Annotated in this window: 12 protein-coding genes and 1 tRNA gene; 7 read left to right on the top strand and 6 right to left on the bottom strand. The window is 40.8% G+C overall.

Translation table 11 applies throughout. From position 1 onward, the window contains the following. Positions 1-54 precede the first annotated feature (54 nt). The 3 genes from HXT20_RS02145 to HXT20_RS02135 all read left to right on the top strand — a co-directional run bounded on the left by HXT20_RS02145 (position 55) and on the right by HXT20_RS02135 (position 5,811). A complete protein-coding gene (locus HXT20_RS02145) occupies positions 55-2,532 on the top strand; it encodes a phosphoketolase (protein WP_004112522.1) in 2,478 nt (825 codons plus the stop codon). A gap of 251 nt (positions 2,533-2,783) precedes the next feature. Further along, positions 2,784-4,442 carry a phosphate acetyltransferase gene (gene pta / locus HXT20_RS02140; RefSeq protein ID WP_422114423.1) on the top strand — a complete coding sequence of 553 codons (1,659 nt, stop codon included), beginning with the start codon at positions 2,784-2,786 and terminating at the stop codon, positions 4,440-4,442. Positions 4,443-4,581: 139 nt separating this feature from the next. Continuing rightward, positions 4,582-5,811 (top strand): acetate/propionate family kinase, encoded by a 1,230-nt coding sequence (locus HXT20_RS02135; RefSeq protein WP_048730364.1) that lies wholly within the window; start codon positions 4,582-4,584, stop codon positions 5,809-5,811. 111 nt (positions 5,812-5,922) lie between these two features. On the opposite strand, the gene aroA is transcribed toward HXT20_RS02135, so the two are convergent. The 5 genes from aroA to HXT20_RS02110 form a co-directional block, all read right to left on the bottom strand. Continuing rightward, a complete protein-coding gene (aroA, locus tag HXT20_RS02130) occupies positions 5,923-7,293 on the bottom strand; it encodes a 3-phosphoshikimate 1-carboxyvinyltransferase (RefSeq protein ID WP_174191109.1) in 1,371 nt (456 codons plus the stop codon). A gap of 62 nt (positions 7,294-7,355) precedes the next feature. Next, entirely contained in the window at positions 7,356-8,249 is an 894-nt protein-coding gene (locus HXT20_RS02125; RefSeq protein WP_004112518.1) for an energy-coupling factor transporter transmembrane component T family protein, read from the bottom strand. Positions 8,250-8,251: 2 nt separating this feature from the next. Next, positions 8,252-9,841 carry an ABC transporter ATP-binding protein gene (locus HXT20_RS02120; RefSeq protein WP_248912213.1) on the bottom strand — a complete coding sequence of 530 codons (1,590 nt, stop codon included), beginning with the start codon at positions 9,839-9,841 and terminating at the stop codon, positions 8,252-8,254. Between the two features lie 197 nt (positions 9,842-10,038). Continuing rightward, complete coding sequence (locus HXT20_RS02115; protein WP_004112516.1) at positions 10,039-10,641, bottom strand: ECF transporter S component; 603 nt, start codon at positions 10,639-10,641, stop codon at positions 10,039-10,041. A gap of 346 nt (positions 10,642-10,987) precedes the next feature. Then, a tRNA-Pro gene (locus HXT20_RS02110) sits at positions 10,988-11,061 on the bottom strand. 134 nt (positions 11,062-11,195) lie between these two features. On the opposite strand from HXT20_RS02110, the gene HXT20_RS02105 reads away from it, so the two are divergent. Next, positions 11,196-12,293: a hypothetical protein gene (locus tag HXT20_RS02105; protein WP_004112515.1), complete on the top strand. Its 1,098-nt coding sequence runs from the start codon at positions 11,196-11,198 to the stop codon at positions 12,291-12,293. 92 nt (positions 12,294-12,385) lie between these two features. On the opposite strand, the gene glgX is transcribed toward HXT20_RS02105, so the two are convergent. Then, the gene (gene glgX / locus HXT20_RS02100; protein WP_004118272.1) at positions 12,386-14,524 is read right to left on the bottom strand and encodes a glycogen debranching protein GlgX; all 2,139 of its coding nucleotides are present in this window, start codon (positions 14,522-14,524) and stop codon (positions 12,386-12,388) included. Between the two features lie 231 nt (positions 14,525-14,755). Here glgX and HXT20_RS02095 point away from each other — a divergent pair, with 231 nt between their 5' ends. Genes HXT20_RS02095 through dprA form a run of 3 tightly spaced genes read left to right on the top strand, consistent with a single transcriptional unit; the run spans position 14,756 to position 18,413 of the window. After that, complete coding sequence (locus HXT20_RS02095) at positions 14,756-15,217, top strand: YraN family protein (protein ID WP_004112513.1); 462 nt, start codon at positions 14,756-14,758, stop codon at positions 15,215-15,217. Continuing rightward, positions 15,217-16,902, top strand: a complete 1,686-nt coding sequence (locus tag HXT20_RS02090; protein WP_004574938.1) for a YifB family Mg chelatase-like AAA ATPase — start codon at positions 15,217-15,219, stop codon at positions 16,900-16,902. The genes HXT20_RS02095 and HXT20_RS02090 overlap by 1 nt, the downstream gene beginning before the upstream one ends. Next, positions 16,899-18,413 (top strand): DNA-processing protein DprA, encoded by a 1,515-nt coding sequence (gene dprA, locus HXT20_RS02085; RefSeq protein WP_422114422.1) that lies wholly within the window; start codon positions 16,899-16,901, stop codon positions 18,411-18,413. The genes HXT20_RS02090 and dprA overlap by 4 nt, the downstream gene beginning before the upstream one ends. The last annotated feature ends 12 nt before the right edge of the window (positions 18,414-18,425 follow it).

The raw sequence follows: 18,425 nt of genomic DNA, 5'->3' as shown, positions 1-18,425 counted from the left end.
CCAAATGGTAATGATTAAAATTGCACTGAAAAGTGCTTGAGTACAGGAGTACACATGACGAGTCCTGTTATTGGCACCCCTTGGAAGAAGCTAAATGCTCCAGTTTCTGAGGCGGCCATCGAAGGCGTAGACAAGTATTGGCGCGTAGCAAACTATCTCGCAATCGGTCAGATTTATCTTCGCAGCAACCCTCTAATGAAGGAGCCATTTACTCGCGAAGATGTTAAGCATCGTCTGGTAGGTCACTGGGGAACTACTCCAGGCCTTAACTTCCTTATTGGACACATCAACCGCTTTATCGCTGATCACCAGCAGAATACTGTAATCATCATGGGTCCAGGCCACGGCGGCCCAGCTGGTACTGCTCAGTCCTACCTCGACGGCACATACACTGAATATTATCCAAAGATCACTAAGGACGAAGCTGGCTTACAGAAGTTCTTCCGTCAGTTCTCTTACCCAGGCGGTATTCCTTCTCACTTCGCTCCTGAAACCCCAGGTTCCATCCACGAAGGTGGTGAGCTTGGTTATGCACTTTCTCACGCTTACGGCGCTGTTATGAACAACCCAAGCTTGTTCGTTCCAGCAATCGTCGGCGATGGCGAAGCTGAAACTGGTCCTTTGGCCACTGGTTGGCAGTCCAACAAGCTTGTGAACCCACGTACCGACGGTATCGTGCTTCCAATCTTGCACTTGAACGGTTATAAGATTGCTAACCCAACTATTCTTTCCCGTATTTCTGACGAAGAGCTTCATGAGTTCTTCCACGGCATGGGTTACGAACCATACGAGTTCGTTGCTGGCTTCGACGATGAGGATCATCTTTCCATCCACCGTCGCTTCGCTGACATGTTCGAAACCATCTTCGATGAGATTTGCGATATTAAGGCTGAAGCTCAGACTAACGATGTAACTCGTCCTTACTACCCAATGATCATCTTCCGCACTCCAAAGGGTTGGACCTGCCCGAAGTTCATCGACGGCAAGAAGACCGAAGGCTCTTGGCGTGCACACCAGGTGCCACTGGCATCTGCTCGCGATACCGAAGCTCACTTCGAGGTTTTGAAGAACTGGATGAAGTCCTACAAGCCTGAAGAGCTCTTCGACGAAAAGGGTGCTGTTAAGGAAGACGTTCTTTCCTTCATGCCAAAGGGCGAACTCCGTATTGGTGAAAATCCAAACGCCAACGGTGGTCGTATTCGTGAAGATTTGAAGCTTCCAAAGCTTGAGGATTACGAAGTCAAGGAAGTTAAGGAATTCGGTCACGGCTGGGGTCAGCTCGAAGCTACCCGTCGTCTTGGCGTTTACACTCGCGACATCATCAAGAACAACCCAGATTCCTTCCGTATCTTTGGCCCAGATGAGACCGCTTCCAACCGTTTGCAGGCTGCTTACGAGGTAACCAACAAGCAGTGGGATGCTGGCTACCTTTCTGGCTTAGTCGATGAGCACATGGCTGTTACCGGCCAGGTCACCGAACAGCTTTCCGAGCATCAGATGGAAGGCTTCCTCGAGGGCTACTTGCTCACTGGTCGTCACGGCATCTGGAGCTCTTATGAGTCCTTCGTACACGTCATCGATTCCATGTTGAACCAGCACGCAAAGTGGCTTGAAGCTACCGTTCGTGAGATTCCATGGCGTAAGCCAATCTCCTCTGTGAACTTGTTGGTATCCTCTCACGTGTGGCGTCAGGATCACAACGGCTTCTCGCATCAGGATCCAGGCGTAACTTCCGTGCTCTTGAACAAGACCTTCAACAACGATCATGTAATCGGCATCTACTTCCCAGTAGATTCCAACATGTTGCTTGCTGTTGCTGAAAAGGCTTACAAGTCCACCAACATGATTAACGCCATCTTCGCTGGTAAGCAGCCAGCTGCTACTTGGTTGACTCTCGACGAAGCTCGCGAAGAGCTCGAGAAGGGTGCTGCTGAGTGGAAGTGGGCTTCCAACGCTAAGAACAATGACGAAGTTCAGGTTGTTCTCGCTGGTGTTGGTGATGTTCCACAGCAGGAATTGATGGCAGCTGCCGACAAGTTGAACAAGCTTGGCGTTAAGTTCAAGGTTGTTAACGTTGTTGACTTGCTCAAGTTGCAGTCTGCTAAGGAAAACAACGAAGCTTTGACTGACGAAGAGTTCACTGATCTCTTCACTGCTGACAAGCCAGTCCTCTTCGCTTATCACTCCTACGCACATGACGTTCGCGGCTTGATTTACGATCGTCCAAACCACGACAACTTCAACGTTCATGGATACAAGGAGCAGGGCTCCACCACCACGCCATACGATATGGTTCGCGTGAACGACATGGATCGTTACGAGCTTACTGCTGAAGCATTGCGCATGGTTGACGCCGCTAAGTATGCCGACGAAATCAAGAAGCTCGAGGACTTCCGCCTCGAAGCCTTCCAGTATGCAGTCGACAAGGGTCTTGATCACCCAGACTACACCGATTGGGTATGGCCAGGCGTTAAGACCGACAAGCCAGGCGCTGTCACCGCTACCGCTGCAACCGCTGGCGATAACGAGTAGTTTTAAGCTATCAATGCTAAAATTGCTTAGTTGATTTTTAGGGAGTCAATCGAAAGGTTGGCTCCCTAAAAAATTAATAAAAAATATGCAAAAAATTAAAAAATCAGCTTGTTGTTCCGCAAATAGCTCTAGAATAACTAGAGGATTCTTCGTTTGATATGTAAATTTTTCAACGTTGAAATACGAAGAATAGTAAAACGAAAATGCAATGCAAAATAGAATAAACACAGACGCATCAAAGGAGAAAAGTCGTGTCGTTAGTTAACGTAACTATTATCAGCGCAGATTGCGCACAAAGTCGCAATGTCGTAGCACTAGGAGTTACAAAAGCTCTTTCAAGTCATTATCCAACAACTGTTTTTAGACCATCCGCAAAGCATGATGACGCGTTTACAAGCGAATTAATAGCATCAAGCAATACAAAACCGACTCTAGAACAAGTGATCGCAGCATGCCCATGCGCAGTTCGTAAAAACAAAGACACACTAAGAGGAGACATTGTAGCTCACTTCAACGAGCTGATTAGCGTGACGAACGCTCAAGGATGCGTTATTGTAGCAAGCGATTCTACTTCTGTATTTGATCCAGATTTATTCCGATTTGATGCAAGTGTGGCAGCCGACTTAGCTTCTCCAGTGTTCCTAAGCATTTGCGCAGAAGGCAGAGATAGCAAGCAAATCTTGCAAACAATCGAAGCACAATGTGCAAGCGTTAGCAAAGAATACACAAAAGTATTCGGCGTATTTGTAACTGATTGCAAAGAAGACTTAGCAAAAGAAGTAAAAGAAAACTACGCTCAAAACAATAATGGCACTCCACTTTGGACTTTGCCTTCTATAAGCGAATCAGAATCAGATAAATTCAACGACTATGTAGCAGATGAAGAGATTATTAGCGCTTTGAAACAGCCATTTAATGCACCTACTACCCCGTACGCCTTCCAATACAGCTTGCTTGGAAAAGCTAAAGCAAATAAGAAAACAATTGTGCTTCCAGAAGGAGAAGAAGACCGCATTCTAAAAGCAGCTGACTATTTGCTAGAACGAGACATTGTAAACATTATTATTGTTGGAGAACGCGAATCTATTCTTGCAAGAGGACAAGAGCTTGGATTAAAGTCTCTTAGCAAAGCAAGCTTCCAGTCTATGAGCGACGAAGAGGTTCTTAGCAAAATGATTAGCAAGCTTTGCGAATTGCGCGCAAAGAAAGGCATGACCGAAGAGCAAGCTAGAGAACAGCTTAAAGACGCAAGCTACTTTGGCACAATGCTAGTAGTACTTGGATTAGCAGACGGACTTGTTTCTGGCTCTGTTAACTCAACAGCAAATACTGTGCGCCCTGCTCTTCAAGTTATTAAAACTAAGCCTGGATCTAAGCTTGTTTCTGGCGCATTCATTATGTGCTTTAAGGATCATGTAGCAGTATTTGCTGATTGTGCTATTAATCTGAACCCAGACGCTGAACAATTGGCTAACATTGCTCTTCAATCTGCACAAACCGCTAAAGCTTTCGGATTAGATCCTAAAGTTGGAATGCTATCTTACTCCACTCTTGGATCTGGAAAAGGCCCAGACGTTGATTTAGTTGAGGAAGCTACAAGGCTTGTAAAAGAAAAAGACCCAGATTTGAAAGTTGTTGGATCTATTCAATTTGACGCTGCATGGTCTGAAACTGTTGCTGCGTCCAAAGCTAAAGGAAATGATGTAGCAGGTCACGTAAATGTGTTTGTGTTCCCAGATTTATGCGCTGGAAACATTGGATATAAAGCTGTTCAGCGTTCTAGCGGCGCTTTATCTGTTGGACCAATCCTACAAGGATTAAACAAGCCTGTTAACGACTTGTCTAGAGGAGCGTTGGTTCAAGATATTATTAACACTGTTGCTCTTACAGCATTGGAAGCACAATTCTAACAATAAATAACAAATTTAATAAATAGGTAAGTTCCTGCAGAGATTCTGACTAATAAAACCTACTCATTGTAGGAACTTACCTGTACACTTAAACGTGGCAATTTACTAGCCTTATCAACACTTTATGGAGGATTCCCTCATGGCAAAAACCGTTCTTGTTATCAATTCTGGTTCTAGTTCGATTAAATACCAGCTCGTCGATTTGGAAAGCGGCGAAGGTATTGCATCTGGTATTGTAGAAAAAATTGGCGAGCCAGTTGACGGACACTACAAGCACGTATTCAATGGCGAAAAGCATGAGTTTGACGAGCCAGTGCATGATCACGAGCAAGGCTTAAAGCGCGTACTCGGCTTCTTCGAGGAATATGGTCCAAATCTTTCCAAGTCTGGAATCGTAGCTGTTGGACACCGCGTTGTTCAGGGTGGCTTAACATTCCCTAAGCCTGCATTAGTAAACAAAAAGACCATTAATAAGGTGAAGGATTTGGCTGTTTTGGCTCCACTTCACAACGGTCCTGAGGCTGTTGGCGCTGAAGTCATGACTGAACTTTTGCCAGATGTTCCACAAATTATGGTGTTCGATTCTTCGTTCTTCCACGATTTGCCACAAGTTGCTGCAACTTACGCATTAAACAAAGATATTGCAAACCAGTACCACATTCGTCGCTATGGCGCTCACGGCACTTCCCACGAATACATTGGCTCTGTAGTTCCAAGCGTTGTTGGAAAGCCTGCAGAAGGCTTAAAGCAGATTGTTTTGCACATTGGCAATGGCGCTTCTGCTTCCGCTCAGATTTCTGGCAAGCCAGTTGAAACTTCTATGGGGTTAACGCCTCTCGAAGGTTTAATGATGGGCGGCCGCACTGGAGATATTGACCCAGCTGTAGTGTTCCACCTTATTCGCAACGCTCACATGAACGTAGACGAGCTTGATACGCTCTTCAACAAGCGTTCTGGCATGATGGGTATGACTGGCCACGGCGATTTGCGAGACATTCACAATCTAATTGCAGAAGGCGACGAAGACGCTAAGCTTGCTCTCGGCGTGTACGTTCACCGCATTGTTGGCTATATTGGCAACTACACTGCTCAAATGGGCGGCGTGGACGTAATCACATTCACCGCTGGCGTTGGTGAAAACGACGAGATTGTTCGCGCTCTTGTGTGCGAAAAGCTTGCTCCATTCGGCGTTAAGCTCGATGAAGAGAAGAACTTGGTTCGTTCTAAGGAGCCACGCATTATTTCCACTCCAGATAGCTCTGTGATTATTGCTGTAATCCCAACTAACGAAGAGTTGGCAATCGCTCGAAAGTCTGCACAAATTGCAGAAGATGGAGTCGATTCTTACGGCAACAAGTTTGAACGCTAAATCGTAGTGTAAAACAACGTAACGTAAAAACGTAACACATAAATAATCCCGGGTTAAAAAACTCGGGATTATTTGTTATTTAAGCATATTATTTAAGCTCACTATTTAGGCTCACTCTTTAAGCATGTTATTCCACATTGTTGGAAAATCAGGAAGCGTTTTGCGCGTAGTGGCAATATTTTTTACGCTTATATTAGATATACGAAGCCCTAACATTGCCGCAAAAGTTGCCATGCGATGATCCGCATAAGTCTCCATCACTTCCCCATGCATATTTTTGCTAGGAATAATACGAATTCCATCATCTAGCTCTTCTGCGCCTATTCCAACGCGATTTAGTTCCGTAACTATTGCACTCAAGCGGTTTGTTTCGTGGCCTCTTAGATGCGCAATACCGCGTAACTCGCTTACACTGTCTGCAAACGCAAGAATCGCAGCAATACTTGGCGCAACCTCGCCAGCAGCAGCCAAATCAAGCGACTTAATAGCACGAATTTTTCCGCTACCAGTTACGCACAATGTTGAAGAATCTGATCTAGAATGCTCAAAAACAATTTTTGCGCCCATTTGCTCAAGAATACCAGGCAACAACCCCCCAGGCTGAGTTGTTTTAAGCGGCCAATTAGGGATTTTAACGCATCCGCCAGCAATCAACGCTGCTCCAATAAAAGGCGCCGCGTTAGAAAGATCTGGCTCTACAACAACTTCATGCGGCAAAGTCAAATCATGCTCTTTAACACGCCATACTCCACTTTCTGGCATATCTACCACTCCGCCAGCTTTGCGCACATCTTCCATTGTCATTTGAATATGCGGCATACTAGGCAATTTGCTTCCAATATGCTCGATTTGTAGCCCTCCTGGAACACGAGATGCAATTAGCAGAAGTGCAGATATAAATTGAGACGATGACGAAGAGTCGATACGAATAACGCGATTATTGCAAGAATTTTGCGCGTCATTTATACCATATGATTCAAGATTTTTAGGCGGAATAACGCTAAATGGTAAGAATCCGACTTTTCCGTGATATACGATTTTTGCGCCCAATTGTTCCAATCCATCTAGAACAGGCTTCATTGGACGAGCATATGCTTGCTCATCTCCATCAAATTTCACACAATTATTTGCAAACAGCGCTAAAGCCGTTACAAAACGCATAACCGTTCCAGCTAAGCCGCAATTAACAACCGCACAATCATCTACACTAAAAACGCCATTTTTGGGCGGAATAACGCAAATTGTTGTACCATCGCAGCTTAGCGAATCGCATTTAACTCCAAATACGCTTAGCGCGTTAATCATAAGTTCCGTATCTCTTGACCGCAACAATCCCTTTAGAACAACTGGTTTTTTACCAAGAGCTGCTAAAATCAAATAACGATTAGACAATGATTTGCTTCCAGGAATATTCACTGTTGCATTCAAAGGCATATTGCACGATGGAGCTTGCCAAACATCATCATGATTATAAGGATTCATTATTTCGCTCATATTATGAATACTATCTATAAATATGTACGCATTGTAATTTTCACAATGCTTTACATATGAATAAACGCATTATGCCAATATCCTGTTTGTATTGAAGCATATAAAGCAATAGCAGGAACAGCAATACAAATTACATAAAATATCCAATCGTATGCTGTTAACTTCGATTTTCGTGCTGGAACACGTTTAATACTACTTCCAAAAGCCCTAGCTTCCATAGCTGTAGCAAGTTTCGTACCTCTGCGAATAGATAACACGAGCAAACCAAAAGATTGCGAAAGCATGCGCTGTAACGCTTTACCATCCGATATACCACGAGACCTGCGAGCTAAACCAAAAGCACGCCAATCATTTTGCAATAGACTAAACATTCTCAATCCAGCTAATGCTCCGTACACAAATCGTGGAGAAAAATGCAAAATCTGCACTAAGCCGTCTGCTAAATCAGTTGGATCTAATCCAATGGCTAATATAACGCCTGGAACTGCTACAGATGCAACACGAACAAACGTACAAATTGCCAAATACAATGATCCTTGACTTATATGCATCCAGCCAAACTTAAATATATCATCTCCAGAACTTTGGCCATATAAAAGCACAGATATAAAACTACCAGAAGCAGCAATCCAAACTGGCCAAGTATGGCGTAAAACATACCAAGGAGTTACTCCAGCAATTGCAAATAACAGTATATCTAAACCAAATGCAATAGAAGCAGAAACAATATCTAATGTAACAAACATAGGCAAGCAAAGTAATAACGCTCCAATAAAACGACTTATTGGATTAAGCTTACGAATAAACCAAGAAGGCGAAACTAGTCGTTCACTTTCTAAACGTTTAGAAGACGCTGTTACATCAATATGCGAAACTTTTAATAAACTTTCAAAGTCTTTAACTTTAATACTAGACGATTCTTCTGCACTACTAGTTTTATTCACTTCTACTCATTCCCTTCGCTATAGTTATGAGCGGACTCTACGATTTTTTCGTACTCAACTCTTATTACTCTGGCATCTAAAGACTTTACAAGCTCATCATCGTGAGTAACAACAATCACTGCTGAGCCACTATCGCGGATTTGCGCAATAAGTTTTACCATTGCTGTCCAAGTTTTAAAATCTTGTCCAAAAGTAGGCTCATCCATAATAACAACACGCGGAGCAGCAGCTAAAAGCGTAGCTACAGAAAGTCTACGTTTTTCTCCTCCAGATAATGTGTAAGGATTAGCAAGAGCAAAACGCTTCAAATCCATACGTTCAAGCATGCTATCGGCAATATCGTAAGATTCCTTTTCGCTTTTTCCTTGCTTTTTAGGCCCTACAGCAACTTCATCTCTTACAGAAGATGTTATGAATTGATGTTCTGGCTCTTGAAACACCATGCCAACTCGCCCTAATAATTCTTGACTTTTCCAAGTAAAAAGATTATTTTTACGTCGTTTTGGCACATACTTTTCCATCATGCACACACTGCCAGCAATTGGTTTTAACAAGCCTGCAAGCGTTAACGCTAGCGTAGTTTTACCAGCACCATTAGGTCCCATTAAAGCAGTTACTTCACCAAAACGAAAAGCTACATTAACATGTTCCGCTAGTGGCAAAGTTCTTCCAAAAGAGCAATCATTAGTATAGAGCGCAACAGATTCTTCCGTATCTTTGATTTTGCCATCGATTTCGCCATTAATTCTGCCATCGCAATGTTTAGGAGCAAAAGATTTAACTGTTCTTCCTGGAACCCAAGCACCACCTTTTGCAAGCATATCGCCATATTTTTCAAAAACATCCTCAGGTTTGCCGTCTGCAATAACGCATCCTACATTTGAATCATTATTATTTTCATTTTTTCCAATAACAATAACTCTATCAATCAAATCCAGCCACACATCAATATGATGTTCAACTACAATCATTGTAGAACCTGTTTTTTTAAGAATATTCGCTACAGCATCATGCACTTGCTGAACACCTTCAGGATCAAGATTAGCTGTAGGCTCATCTAAAAGCAGCAATCCAGGATGCATTGCAAGCACTCCTGCTAAAGCAAGACGTTGCCTTTGGCCTCCAGATAAAGATTGTGTTGAGCGTCTAAGACCCTGACTTCCTTGAGTAATATTGTCTAAACCAACAGCTTTTAGCGAAAGCTTTACGCGATTCCAAGTCTCTTCGCTATCAACTCCAAGATTCTCACTTCCAAAAGCTACATCGTCGCCTACTCTTTCAAGAATGATTTGTGAATCTGGATCTTGCATAACAAGTCCAACTTTTCCACGAGCATCCCTAGCATGAACACCACCGATTAGAAGGCTACCTTCTTCCATGCCTTCTGTTTCATCGCCTAAAACACCTGCTAAACCAGCCATAAATGTGCTTTTTCCAGCGCCAGAAGCACCTAAAAGCAACACATGTTCACCAGGCTTAATATCAATATTTACATTCCTCAACACAAAATCTTTGCGAGTAGCGTGTCTCCAACCCCAGTCTTTAGCAACTACACTAGCTGGAGTCCATTCAGTTTTATTCACAAATTGCATACAAACAAACTTTCATTGCATAGCAAAATTTTCATTGCATAGCAAAATCTAAAATATAAAAATTGCATAACACAATTTCAAAAATATAGAGTAAAACAAATACAAAATATAAGCGTCATACGAGTAAACTACCGTGTTTTGTACTCTTTACACAAAACACGATAGTTTACAAGTTGCAATGAGTATTTAGATATAACTCACACTAATGCTTGAGGACGGCCTGATTCAAAACGATCAAGCACGCCCGTTGCAGCTAATGCCTTTTGAACAAACCACACTACAACGCCTGCAACAATAAAACCAGAAATAATAGAAGTAATTAGATTTGCAACAATATACTGAGTACTCCAGCCTTGACCGCCGCTAACCCAATTATAAATAAAGCAAGCTACGCCTGCTAACGATCCAGATATTGCAGTGGAAAGCAAATTCCATGTTTTATACATAAAGAAAATGAATGCAAGTTCAGCGCCAACACCTTGAATAATGCCGACGATTAACGATCCGCCAACACCCCATTGATTTCCTAACATAAGTTCCACAAAAGCAGCAAGAGTTTCAGCAAACAATGCAGCACCAGGCTTACGCACGATTATTGCAGCTAAAGGTCCAGCAAAAAGCCAAAAACCATTAGATAAACCTTCAGCACCAGGCAACAGGCTTGCAAAAAGATTAGTAGGAGCTGCGCACACAATATCCCAAGCCCAGAATAATACGCCAGATGCAACAGCGATAATAGCAGCTATGACGATATCAAGAATACGCCAGCGATTAGAATGTTCCATTGAAACATTAGTCATAATAAGTGCCTTTCTTCAATATTGAAAGATTTGGGCACGGGAAAAGAGCGACATCCGTTGCTAACATTACTTAGCACACGTTCAATCGGTCGAAGCTTTCGCTTCCTCTCAGCCAGAAACGGCTCCCGAGTCAAATATTTATAATCACAATGTAAGAATCCAACGCAAATAATGCATCAAAAACTCACCTTTACAAGAATACACATAGAGTACTTTTTTGTATAGTAAGTGTTGAAAATGCAAATACGCAATTTTATATAAGCACATTTATATAAGTACACAACTACGTACACAGTTTAATTAAAAATTACACAAAAACAAGTAAATACAAGCAAATACAAAAAAGTCGGGGTGACAGGATTCGAACCTGCGACATCCTGCTCCCAAAGCAGGCGCGCTACCAAACTGCGCTACACCCCGAGGCTTCCAAGCTGACTACCAGCTCCAAGCACAATCAACTACAATAGCGCACATCGCAGACAAACGCAAATTTGCAACACGCGCGATAGAATATAAATAGCATTGAAAATAGGCGATAGATTTTAGAGGTTAGCATGGGGCGTTTTCAGCGTGCAGAAGCGGCTGGATTAATAGCTTTTTTAGCTTGTGCAATATTCAGCATAGTCGTAATGTCTGTATACATGAAAACTATGCCAGCGATTTGGCAAGTTACGCAACGATTATTTACGGTAGCATCTGGAATAGTGGCTATTTGCAGCATGTGTACTTTTGTAGTCGGATATTTAAGAACACACAAAGAAATACTTAAAAAGAATTGGCTACAAATTGCAAAACATGCTTTTGAAATAATCGCATTATCTACGATTTATGGCGCAACAATGCTGCTTATGTCTTTCGCTCTGCTTTCTATAATCAATAGCATTATTGGAAGAAGCGCAGTAAACAGTTATCTTCCTGTACTTTGTTGTGCTTTAAGTGGAATTGTTGGATACGCAACTCTGGTTCAAGCGGAACTCTTAGAGGCGAAAACCGTTGCATCACTGCTACCACTATTTGTGATTTCTGGTGCAGCAACAGCTGGATTGACATCCGACGACCCGTATTGGTACAACAATAACTTCTCTCAACTAGGAGATAAAACAACATTTGCTGCAAGCATGTTTAATGCTACGCTGATTTTATCTGGAATATGCATTATTATTACAAGCTACTTTGCTATAACAGAGTTCGTTGCCACTCAGAAAGAAATTTTGCAACATAAAGACGCTAATATTACAAAACACTTTAAAACTAGAACCACCATTATGGCTACATTACTAATTTTGGGAGGAATTGCGTTTATTGGCATAGGAACATTTAGATACACTCCTCACCCAGTTATACATGATTTATGCGCAAGAGGTGTTACTGGTCTTATTTGCACTATGCTTATTTGCCTTCCTTGGCTTGCTCCTAGACTTTCTAAAACATTCTACGTAGCTTCAGATTTAGCAGTAGTCCTTACCGCATGGGTTGGAAACCAATGGGTACATGGTCATAACACATTAACTAATGTAGAAGCATTATCTTGTTTACTCTTTTTAGGATGGATAATAGTATTTTCAAGACAGGTCGCTGCAATGCAAAGCGACCGTTTGCAGATTAAAATAAATGAACATTCTAAAAACAATATTCAATATGATATAGATTAATCAATAAAAAAGTTGAGGCTTAGAATCTAGTTTTTAGAATCTAAGCCTCAATTAGTTTTATATATGAAAATTAGTTTTATATATGAATATTTTTATGCTAGATTATTTTCTTCTTGATTTTCACTCATAAGCAGAAGGAAACTTCGCGATTGAGCAACAATATTGAATCCTGATTCATAATGCAATTGCGGTCCTTTTGGATTATGAGTGTCCACAACAAGAGTCCACTTTTCACCATAATTCTTATCTGGCAAAGTAAATGTTATAGGCTCATAATGCGCATTGAAAATAAGAAGGAAGTCATTATCTACCATTCTGCTTCCATACCAATCGGTTTCTGGAATATCTGAACCATTCAAATAAATCATTACCGAAAGAGCATGCGTATTACTCCATGCCTCCATATCCATAACAGAACCAGTATGATCAAACCATTCTACTTGTGGAATCTCTGAAACATCATCCCCTGGTTCTCGACCAGTAAAGAATCTACGCCTGTGAAGAACAGGATGATCTAGTCTTAAATGAATAAGCTTAGAAACAAAATCAAACATATCTTTTTGTGTGGAATTAAAATCCCAATTAATCCAAGAAATAGCATTATCTTGGCAATATGCGTTGTTGTTTCCATTTTGAGTACGCATAATCTCGTCACCAGCGCAAATCATAGGAATGCCCTGGCTCATCAACAAAGTTGAGAACAGGTTTCGCATTTGACGTTGACGAAGTTCGTTAACATCGTGAATATTAGTAGGACCTTCTACTCCACAATTCCACGAACGATTATCGTTAGCACCGTCGTTATTACCTTCTTTATTCGCTTCATTATGCTTTTCGTTATAGCTCACCAAATCGTTCATAGTAAAACCATCGTGAGCGGTAATAAAGTTTACAGAAGCTACAGGCTTACGTCCATTTTGCTCATATAAATCGGAGCTTCCCATAAGTCGGCTTGCAAATTCAGGCAAAGTTGAAGGCTGCGAGCGCCAAAAATCGCGTACGCAATCGCGGTAGCGACCATTCCACTCGGACCAGCTTGGAGGGAATCCTCCAACTTGATATCCTCCTACGCCAATATCCCAAGGCTCTGCAATAAGTTTTACGCTAGAAATAATAGGATCCTGCTCAATAATGTCAAAGAATGCAGAAAGCTTATCTACTTCTTGGAATTGACGAGCAAGCGTTGCTGCCAAGTCAAATCGGAATCCGTCTACGTGCATTTCAGTTACCCAATAGCGCAAGCTGTCTGTGATTAGTCGCAATGCTTTAGGAGAACGCATAAGAAGCGAATTTCCAGTACCAGTAGTATCGAAGTAATGTCTCTGATCGTTATCTACAAGACGATAGTATGCGCGATTGTCGATTCCGCGGAAGCTTAAGGTTGGACCTCTATCGTTTCCTTCAGCGGTATGGTTGTAAACAACGTCTAGAATAACTTCCATTCCTGCAGCATGGTACGCCTTAACCATTGCCTTGAATTCGTTAACTTGCTCGCCGCGTTGTCCAGAACTCGAGTACGAATTCTGAGGAGCAAAGAATCCAATGGTGTTATACCCCCAATAATTGCTTAATCCCTTATTTTGCAAGAAAGAATCATTTACAAACTGGTGGATAGGCATAAGCTCAATAGCAGTAATACCAAGCTTTTTTAAGTAAGATATTACACTTGGATGAGCTAAACCTGCGTATGTTCCACGAATTTCTGGAGGAACATTACGATTTAAATTCGTCATTCCTCTAACATGAGCCTCGTAAATCACGCTATCGTGGTACGGAATCATTGGATGCTGGTCGTTACCCCAATCAAAATATGGGTTAATAACAGCTGCTTTCATAGTGTGATCTGCAGAATCCAAAGTGTTCATTGCGGCTAAATCATCTGGATTAGCAAACCAATACGAAAATAGGCTTTCGTCACCGTCAATATTGCCTTCTATTGCCTTTGCATAAGGGTCCAAAAGAAGTTTGTTTGGATTACACCATAATCCATGATTTGGATCATACGGTCCATGCACACGATAACCGTATCTCTGCCCTGGCTGTATTCCAGATATGTAAGTATGCCAAACGTAAGAATTCTGCTCGGTCATATCGATGCGAGTCTCATTGTCTTGCTCATCGAACAAGCATAGCTCAACATGCTTTGCCACCTCAGAGAACAATGCGAAGTTCACGCCTGCACCGTCGTAGGTAGCTCCAAGCGGATACATAGAACCTGGTCTAATTTGCATAATTCAAGTATTGCATATATTTATATAGTTTTCATTAATACCGTAGGCGATTCTTTATAAAAGATGAAAAAGATTTAAAAATAATCACAATTAACGCATAATAAAAAAAAATATGAATTATATTTATGTGCTAATTTCCCTTTAAAACCAACGCAACACGCCAAAAACATCCTTTAACCACATTGATTGAAAAATCTGGTAATTCGTTTTTAGTGTTGATGAAATAGCAATATGACATATAAGCAAAACGAATATTGCACGGATGGCGTGGGATTAAAAGAAGAAATTTTAAATCGCATAGCAGAAATTGAAGTAGAACTATGCGATTTTTCAATCCCTAATAAAACAATAGGAAATCTTGGAGAAGAATACGCATCTCTAAAACTAATTCTTAAAAATTGGATTCTATTAGACAGAAATTGGCATAGTCGTTTTGGAGAGCTTGATGTTGTGATGATGGATCCGTTTGGAAGAATTGTATTCATAGAAGTAAAAACGAGACGAAGCGTAAGATTTGGAACTCCACTAGAAGCAGTAACAAACGAAAAATGCTTAAAAACACATAAAGCTGGATTTAAGTGGTTAGACGAGCACAACTTTTTTAAACACAGAAAAATACGATTCGACGTTGTATCAATACTAATTTCAAAAGATAAAAATATTCAACTACGTCACATTTTAGGAGCATTCTAATGGTTATTGGAAACGCATTATCTGTAGGATTACTGGGTTTGAAAGCCTTTACAATACAATTGCAGGCATTCATATCTAGTGGATTGCCAGGATTCTCTATTATTGGTCTTCCTGACACCTCTTTAAGCGAGGCGAGAGAACGAGTTAAATCAGCATATACGTCTTTACGCTGCGAATGGCCAGAAACAAGGTTAACAGTGAATCTTTCACCTGCGTCTATGCCAAAAAGTGGAGCATCTTACGATCTTGCAATTGCAGCAAGCATACTTAGTGCTAGAGGAATTATTCCACTTAACGAGCTAGAAAATACGATTATTTTAGGAGAACTTAACTTAGATGGGTCAGTTCTACCAATTCAAGGCATGCTACCAATTTGTTTATATGCCAAGCAAAAAAATATTACAAAAATGATTATTCCCTACGAAAATCTTTCAGAAGCCAAGCTGATAAATGGAATTGAAGTAATTGGGATTAAACACATTTTAGATTTGGTAGACGAACTAAACGGGAAATTAGAAAACAAGGCTAGACCGATTGCCGAAAAGAACAGAGAACGAGCATTAAAAGCAATTAACCCTTATGATCATCTTCATATTAAAGAAATCGATAATACAAGACTCTATTCCAAATCAGCACTTAACGATAATACGACTTCAAACATGAATAATACGGATAATGTTGATCCAATAAAAAGCGCCAATCCGCTAGGAGAAATCGGTGATATGTCGGAAGTATTAGGGCAAGAACACACAAAGTGGGCATTGCAAGTAGCTGCAGCTGGCGGACACCACGTTATGATGATTGGACCTCCAGGATCTGGTAAAACTATGCTGGCATCTAGAATGCCAAGCATCATGTGCCCACTAAACGAACAAGAACAGCTTGAAGTGGCATCTATTAGGTCACTTTGCGGAACACTACCATACTATGGAATAACAGATGTTCCGCCTTTTGAGGCACCTCATCATACATCTTCTGCAGCATCTCTTATAGGAGGAGGCGCAGGTCTAGCCAAGCCTGGAATAATAACTCGTGCACATTGTGGAGTTTTGTTTATGGATGAAGCTCCAGAATTCTCACCAAGAGTTTTGCAAACTCTTAGAGAACCATTGGAATCTGGTCATATAGCTGTTTCAAGATCTAAAGGAACAACATTATATCCTGCTAAATTCCAACTTGTTATCGCAGCAAATCCATGCCCATGCGGATACGCCTATGGCAATGGCGAACGATGCACATGCAAAGAGAAGGAACGAATACGTTATTTTTCTAGACTTTCTGGACCAATTCTAGACAGGATTGATATTCAAATGGATGTTCCACCTGTAGAAAAAATTATTACTTCAAAAGCGCAATCAGAACATGGATCTAGTCAAATGTCAGAAAAAATTCTAACTAGTGCAATGATGCGAGAAAACGTAAAAAACGCAAGGCTGGTTGCTCAAAATCGTTTTAGAAAACTCGGATGGAGTTGTAACGCTCAAGCGTCTGGAACATGGCTTAGAAAATACACATCTAAATACGCTATTGAGTTGATTAATAAATCACTTGAAAACCACAAGTTGAGTTTACGCGGAGCAGATCGAGCTTTAAGGCTTGCATGGACTTTAGCTGATCTTTATGGGCACACTTCTCCAGATTTAACTGACATGGCTCAGGCAATTAGTTTAAGGACCAGAATATGAACAATATTAGTAGCATAAATGGCAACAACAATACTTACAGAATAGATAACGATACTTTATCGCGCGCAATACTCACATTTTGTATTGATGGCGCAGATGCAATAATGTACACACTTGTAATAGGGTCAGTAAACACTGGCAGTATTGTGGAAGCACTTCACCTTATTTGCGAATCTATAAGTGAATCTATTGGCAAAACAAAAAACAAGCAGCTAGAATTAAATCTGCAAAATGGCTGCTGTCAAGATGATTTTTACATAGACGGATCTTTAGAAAACCAGACTAAATCGAATTTAGATGATTTAGAAAATAATGGAAAAATTCTTAACATTATAAAAAATCACTCAAAAGTTTCTGTTTTAGAAGAATATTTTCTGAAAGGTCTTAAAATATGGGGAAGCAATAATGCTGACAATAAAATTGCTATTAACAATTTTGATATATTACACAGATCCATTAAAAAATGGTGTTTAAGACTAAAACAATTGCCTTCTTGGGATTCAAATCAACTTAAAAGATGGTTTAGTTCTAACGGAACGCAATGGATTATTTCACCAAACAGTAAATATTGGCCAAAACAGCTACAAGATTTAGCAACCCAATGCCAAGTAGCTCCCCCATTGTGTTTGTGGGGAATTGGAGATCCCAACGCGCTTATTCAATGTAATCAGCCACTTGCGATTGTTGGCTCTAGAGGTTGCAATGACTACGGATACGAGCTTAGCTTTACATTCGCTAAATCGTGCGCTAAAAAGGGGCACACAGTTATTTCTGGCGGAGCTTATGGTATTGACGCTGCAGCTCATTGGGGAACCTTGGATGCTTTAGACTCTCATGCAGCAAATGTTAATCCTGTTGGCAAAACAATTGTTGTTTTTGCTGGAGGTTTGAACAAAATGGGACCTTCAAGCAATGCTCAACTTTTTGATGCGATTCTTTCTAGCGGCGGAGCATGTATTAGCGAATTATGCCCAGACACTACTCCTGTTGCACGTAGATTCTTACTCAGAAATCGCCTTATTGCGGCTATTGCCAGCAAGGTAATAGTATCTCAAGCACGATTACGATCTGGAGCTTTAAACACAGCAAACTGGGCGAATAGCTTAAATCGCGAGATTTATTCTGTTCCAGGAGATGTAACATCACCGAGTAATGCTGGATGCAATATGCTTATTCACGATGGAAAAGCTATGATGATATGTTCACAAAATGATATAGATAGTATCTATCCTAATTCCCACCATTATTTGCCACACTCTTTAAGCAATAACAATATTATTCCAGATACGTGTAATGATTTTCAAAAAATTGTATTGAAAGCAATTCAAGAGTGTAAGAGCAAAAAAATATGCGCAAACATTGACAATATACACGCAATCATGCTTCATACAAACTCAAATAATGATTTTTCAATATCTAAGATTTCTGGAGAAATAGCAATTCTTGAATTAAATGGAATAGTCAAAAACCAAAATGGTGTTTTTAGTTTAAATAGGAAAAATCTTAAATAAAAAGCAGAAAAT

It is taken from the genome of Gardnerella sp. DNF00109 (assembly GCF_049262845.1).
Lineage (GTDB): Bacteria > Actinomycetota > Actinomycetes > Actinomycetales > Bifidobacteriaceae > Bifidobacterium > Bifidobacterium vaginale.
Note: the sequence above shows the minus strand (reverse complement) of the source record. Positions and strands in the feature narration are given on the sequence as shown.

Bases quoted from the DNA above. Each gene is read 5' to 3' on its own strand.
- HXT20_RS02145 (WP_004112522.1), top strand. From the start codon at position 55: ATGACGAGTCCTGTTATTGGCACCCCTTGGAAGAAGCTAAATGCTCCA.
- HXT20_RS02135 (WP_048730364.1), top strand. From the start codon at position 4,582: ATGGCAAAAACCGTTCTTGTTATCAATTCTGGTTCTAGTTCGATTAAA.
- aroA (WP_174191109.1), bottom strand. From the start codon at position 7,293: ATGAATCCTTATAATCATGATGATGTTTGGCAAGCTCCATCGTGCAAT.
- HXT20_RS02120 (WP_248912213.1), bottom strand. From the start codon at position 9,841: ATGCAATTTGTGAATAAAACTGAATGGACTCCAGCTAGTGTAGTTGCT.
- HXT20_RS02115 (WP_004112516.1), bottom strand. From the start codon at position 10,641: ATGACTAATGTTTCAATGGAACATTCTAATCGCTGGCGTATTCTTGAT.
- HXT20_RS02105 (WP_004112515.1), top strand. From the start codon at position 11,196: ATGGGGCGTTTTCAGCGTGCAGAAGCGGCTGGATTAATAGCTTTTTTA.
- glgX (WP_004118272.1), bottom strand. From the start codon at position 14,524: ATGCAAATTAGACCAGGTTCTATGTATCCGCTTGGAGCTACCTACGAC.
- HXT20_RS02095 (WP_004112513.1), top strand. From the start codon at position 14,756: ATGACATATAAGCAAAACGAATATTGCACGGATGGCGTGGGATTAAAA.
- HXT20_RS02090 (WP_004574938.1), top strand. From the start codon at position 15,217: ATGGTTATTGGAAACGCATTATCTGTAGGATTACTGGGTTTGAAAGCC.
- dprA (WP_422114422.1), top strand. From the start codon at position 16,899: ATGAACAATATTAGTAGCATAAATGGCAACAACAATACTTACAGAATA.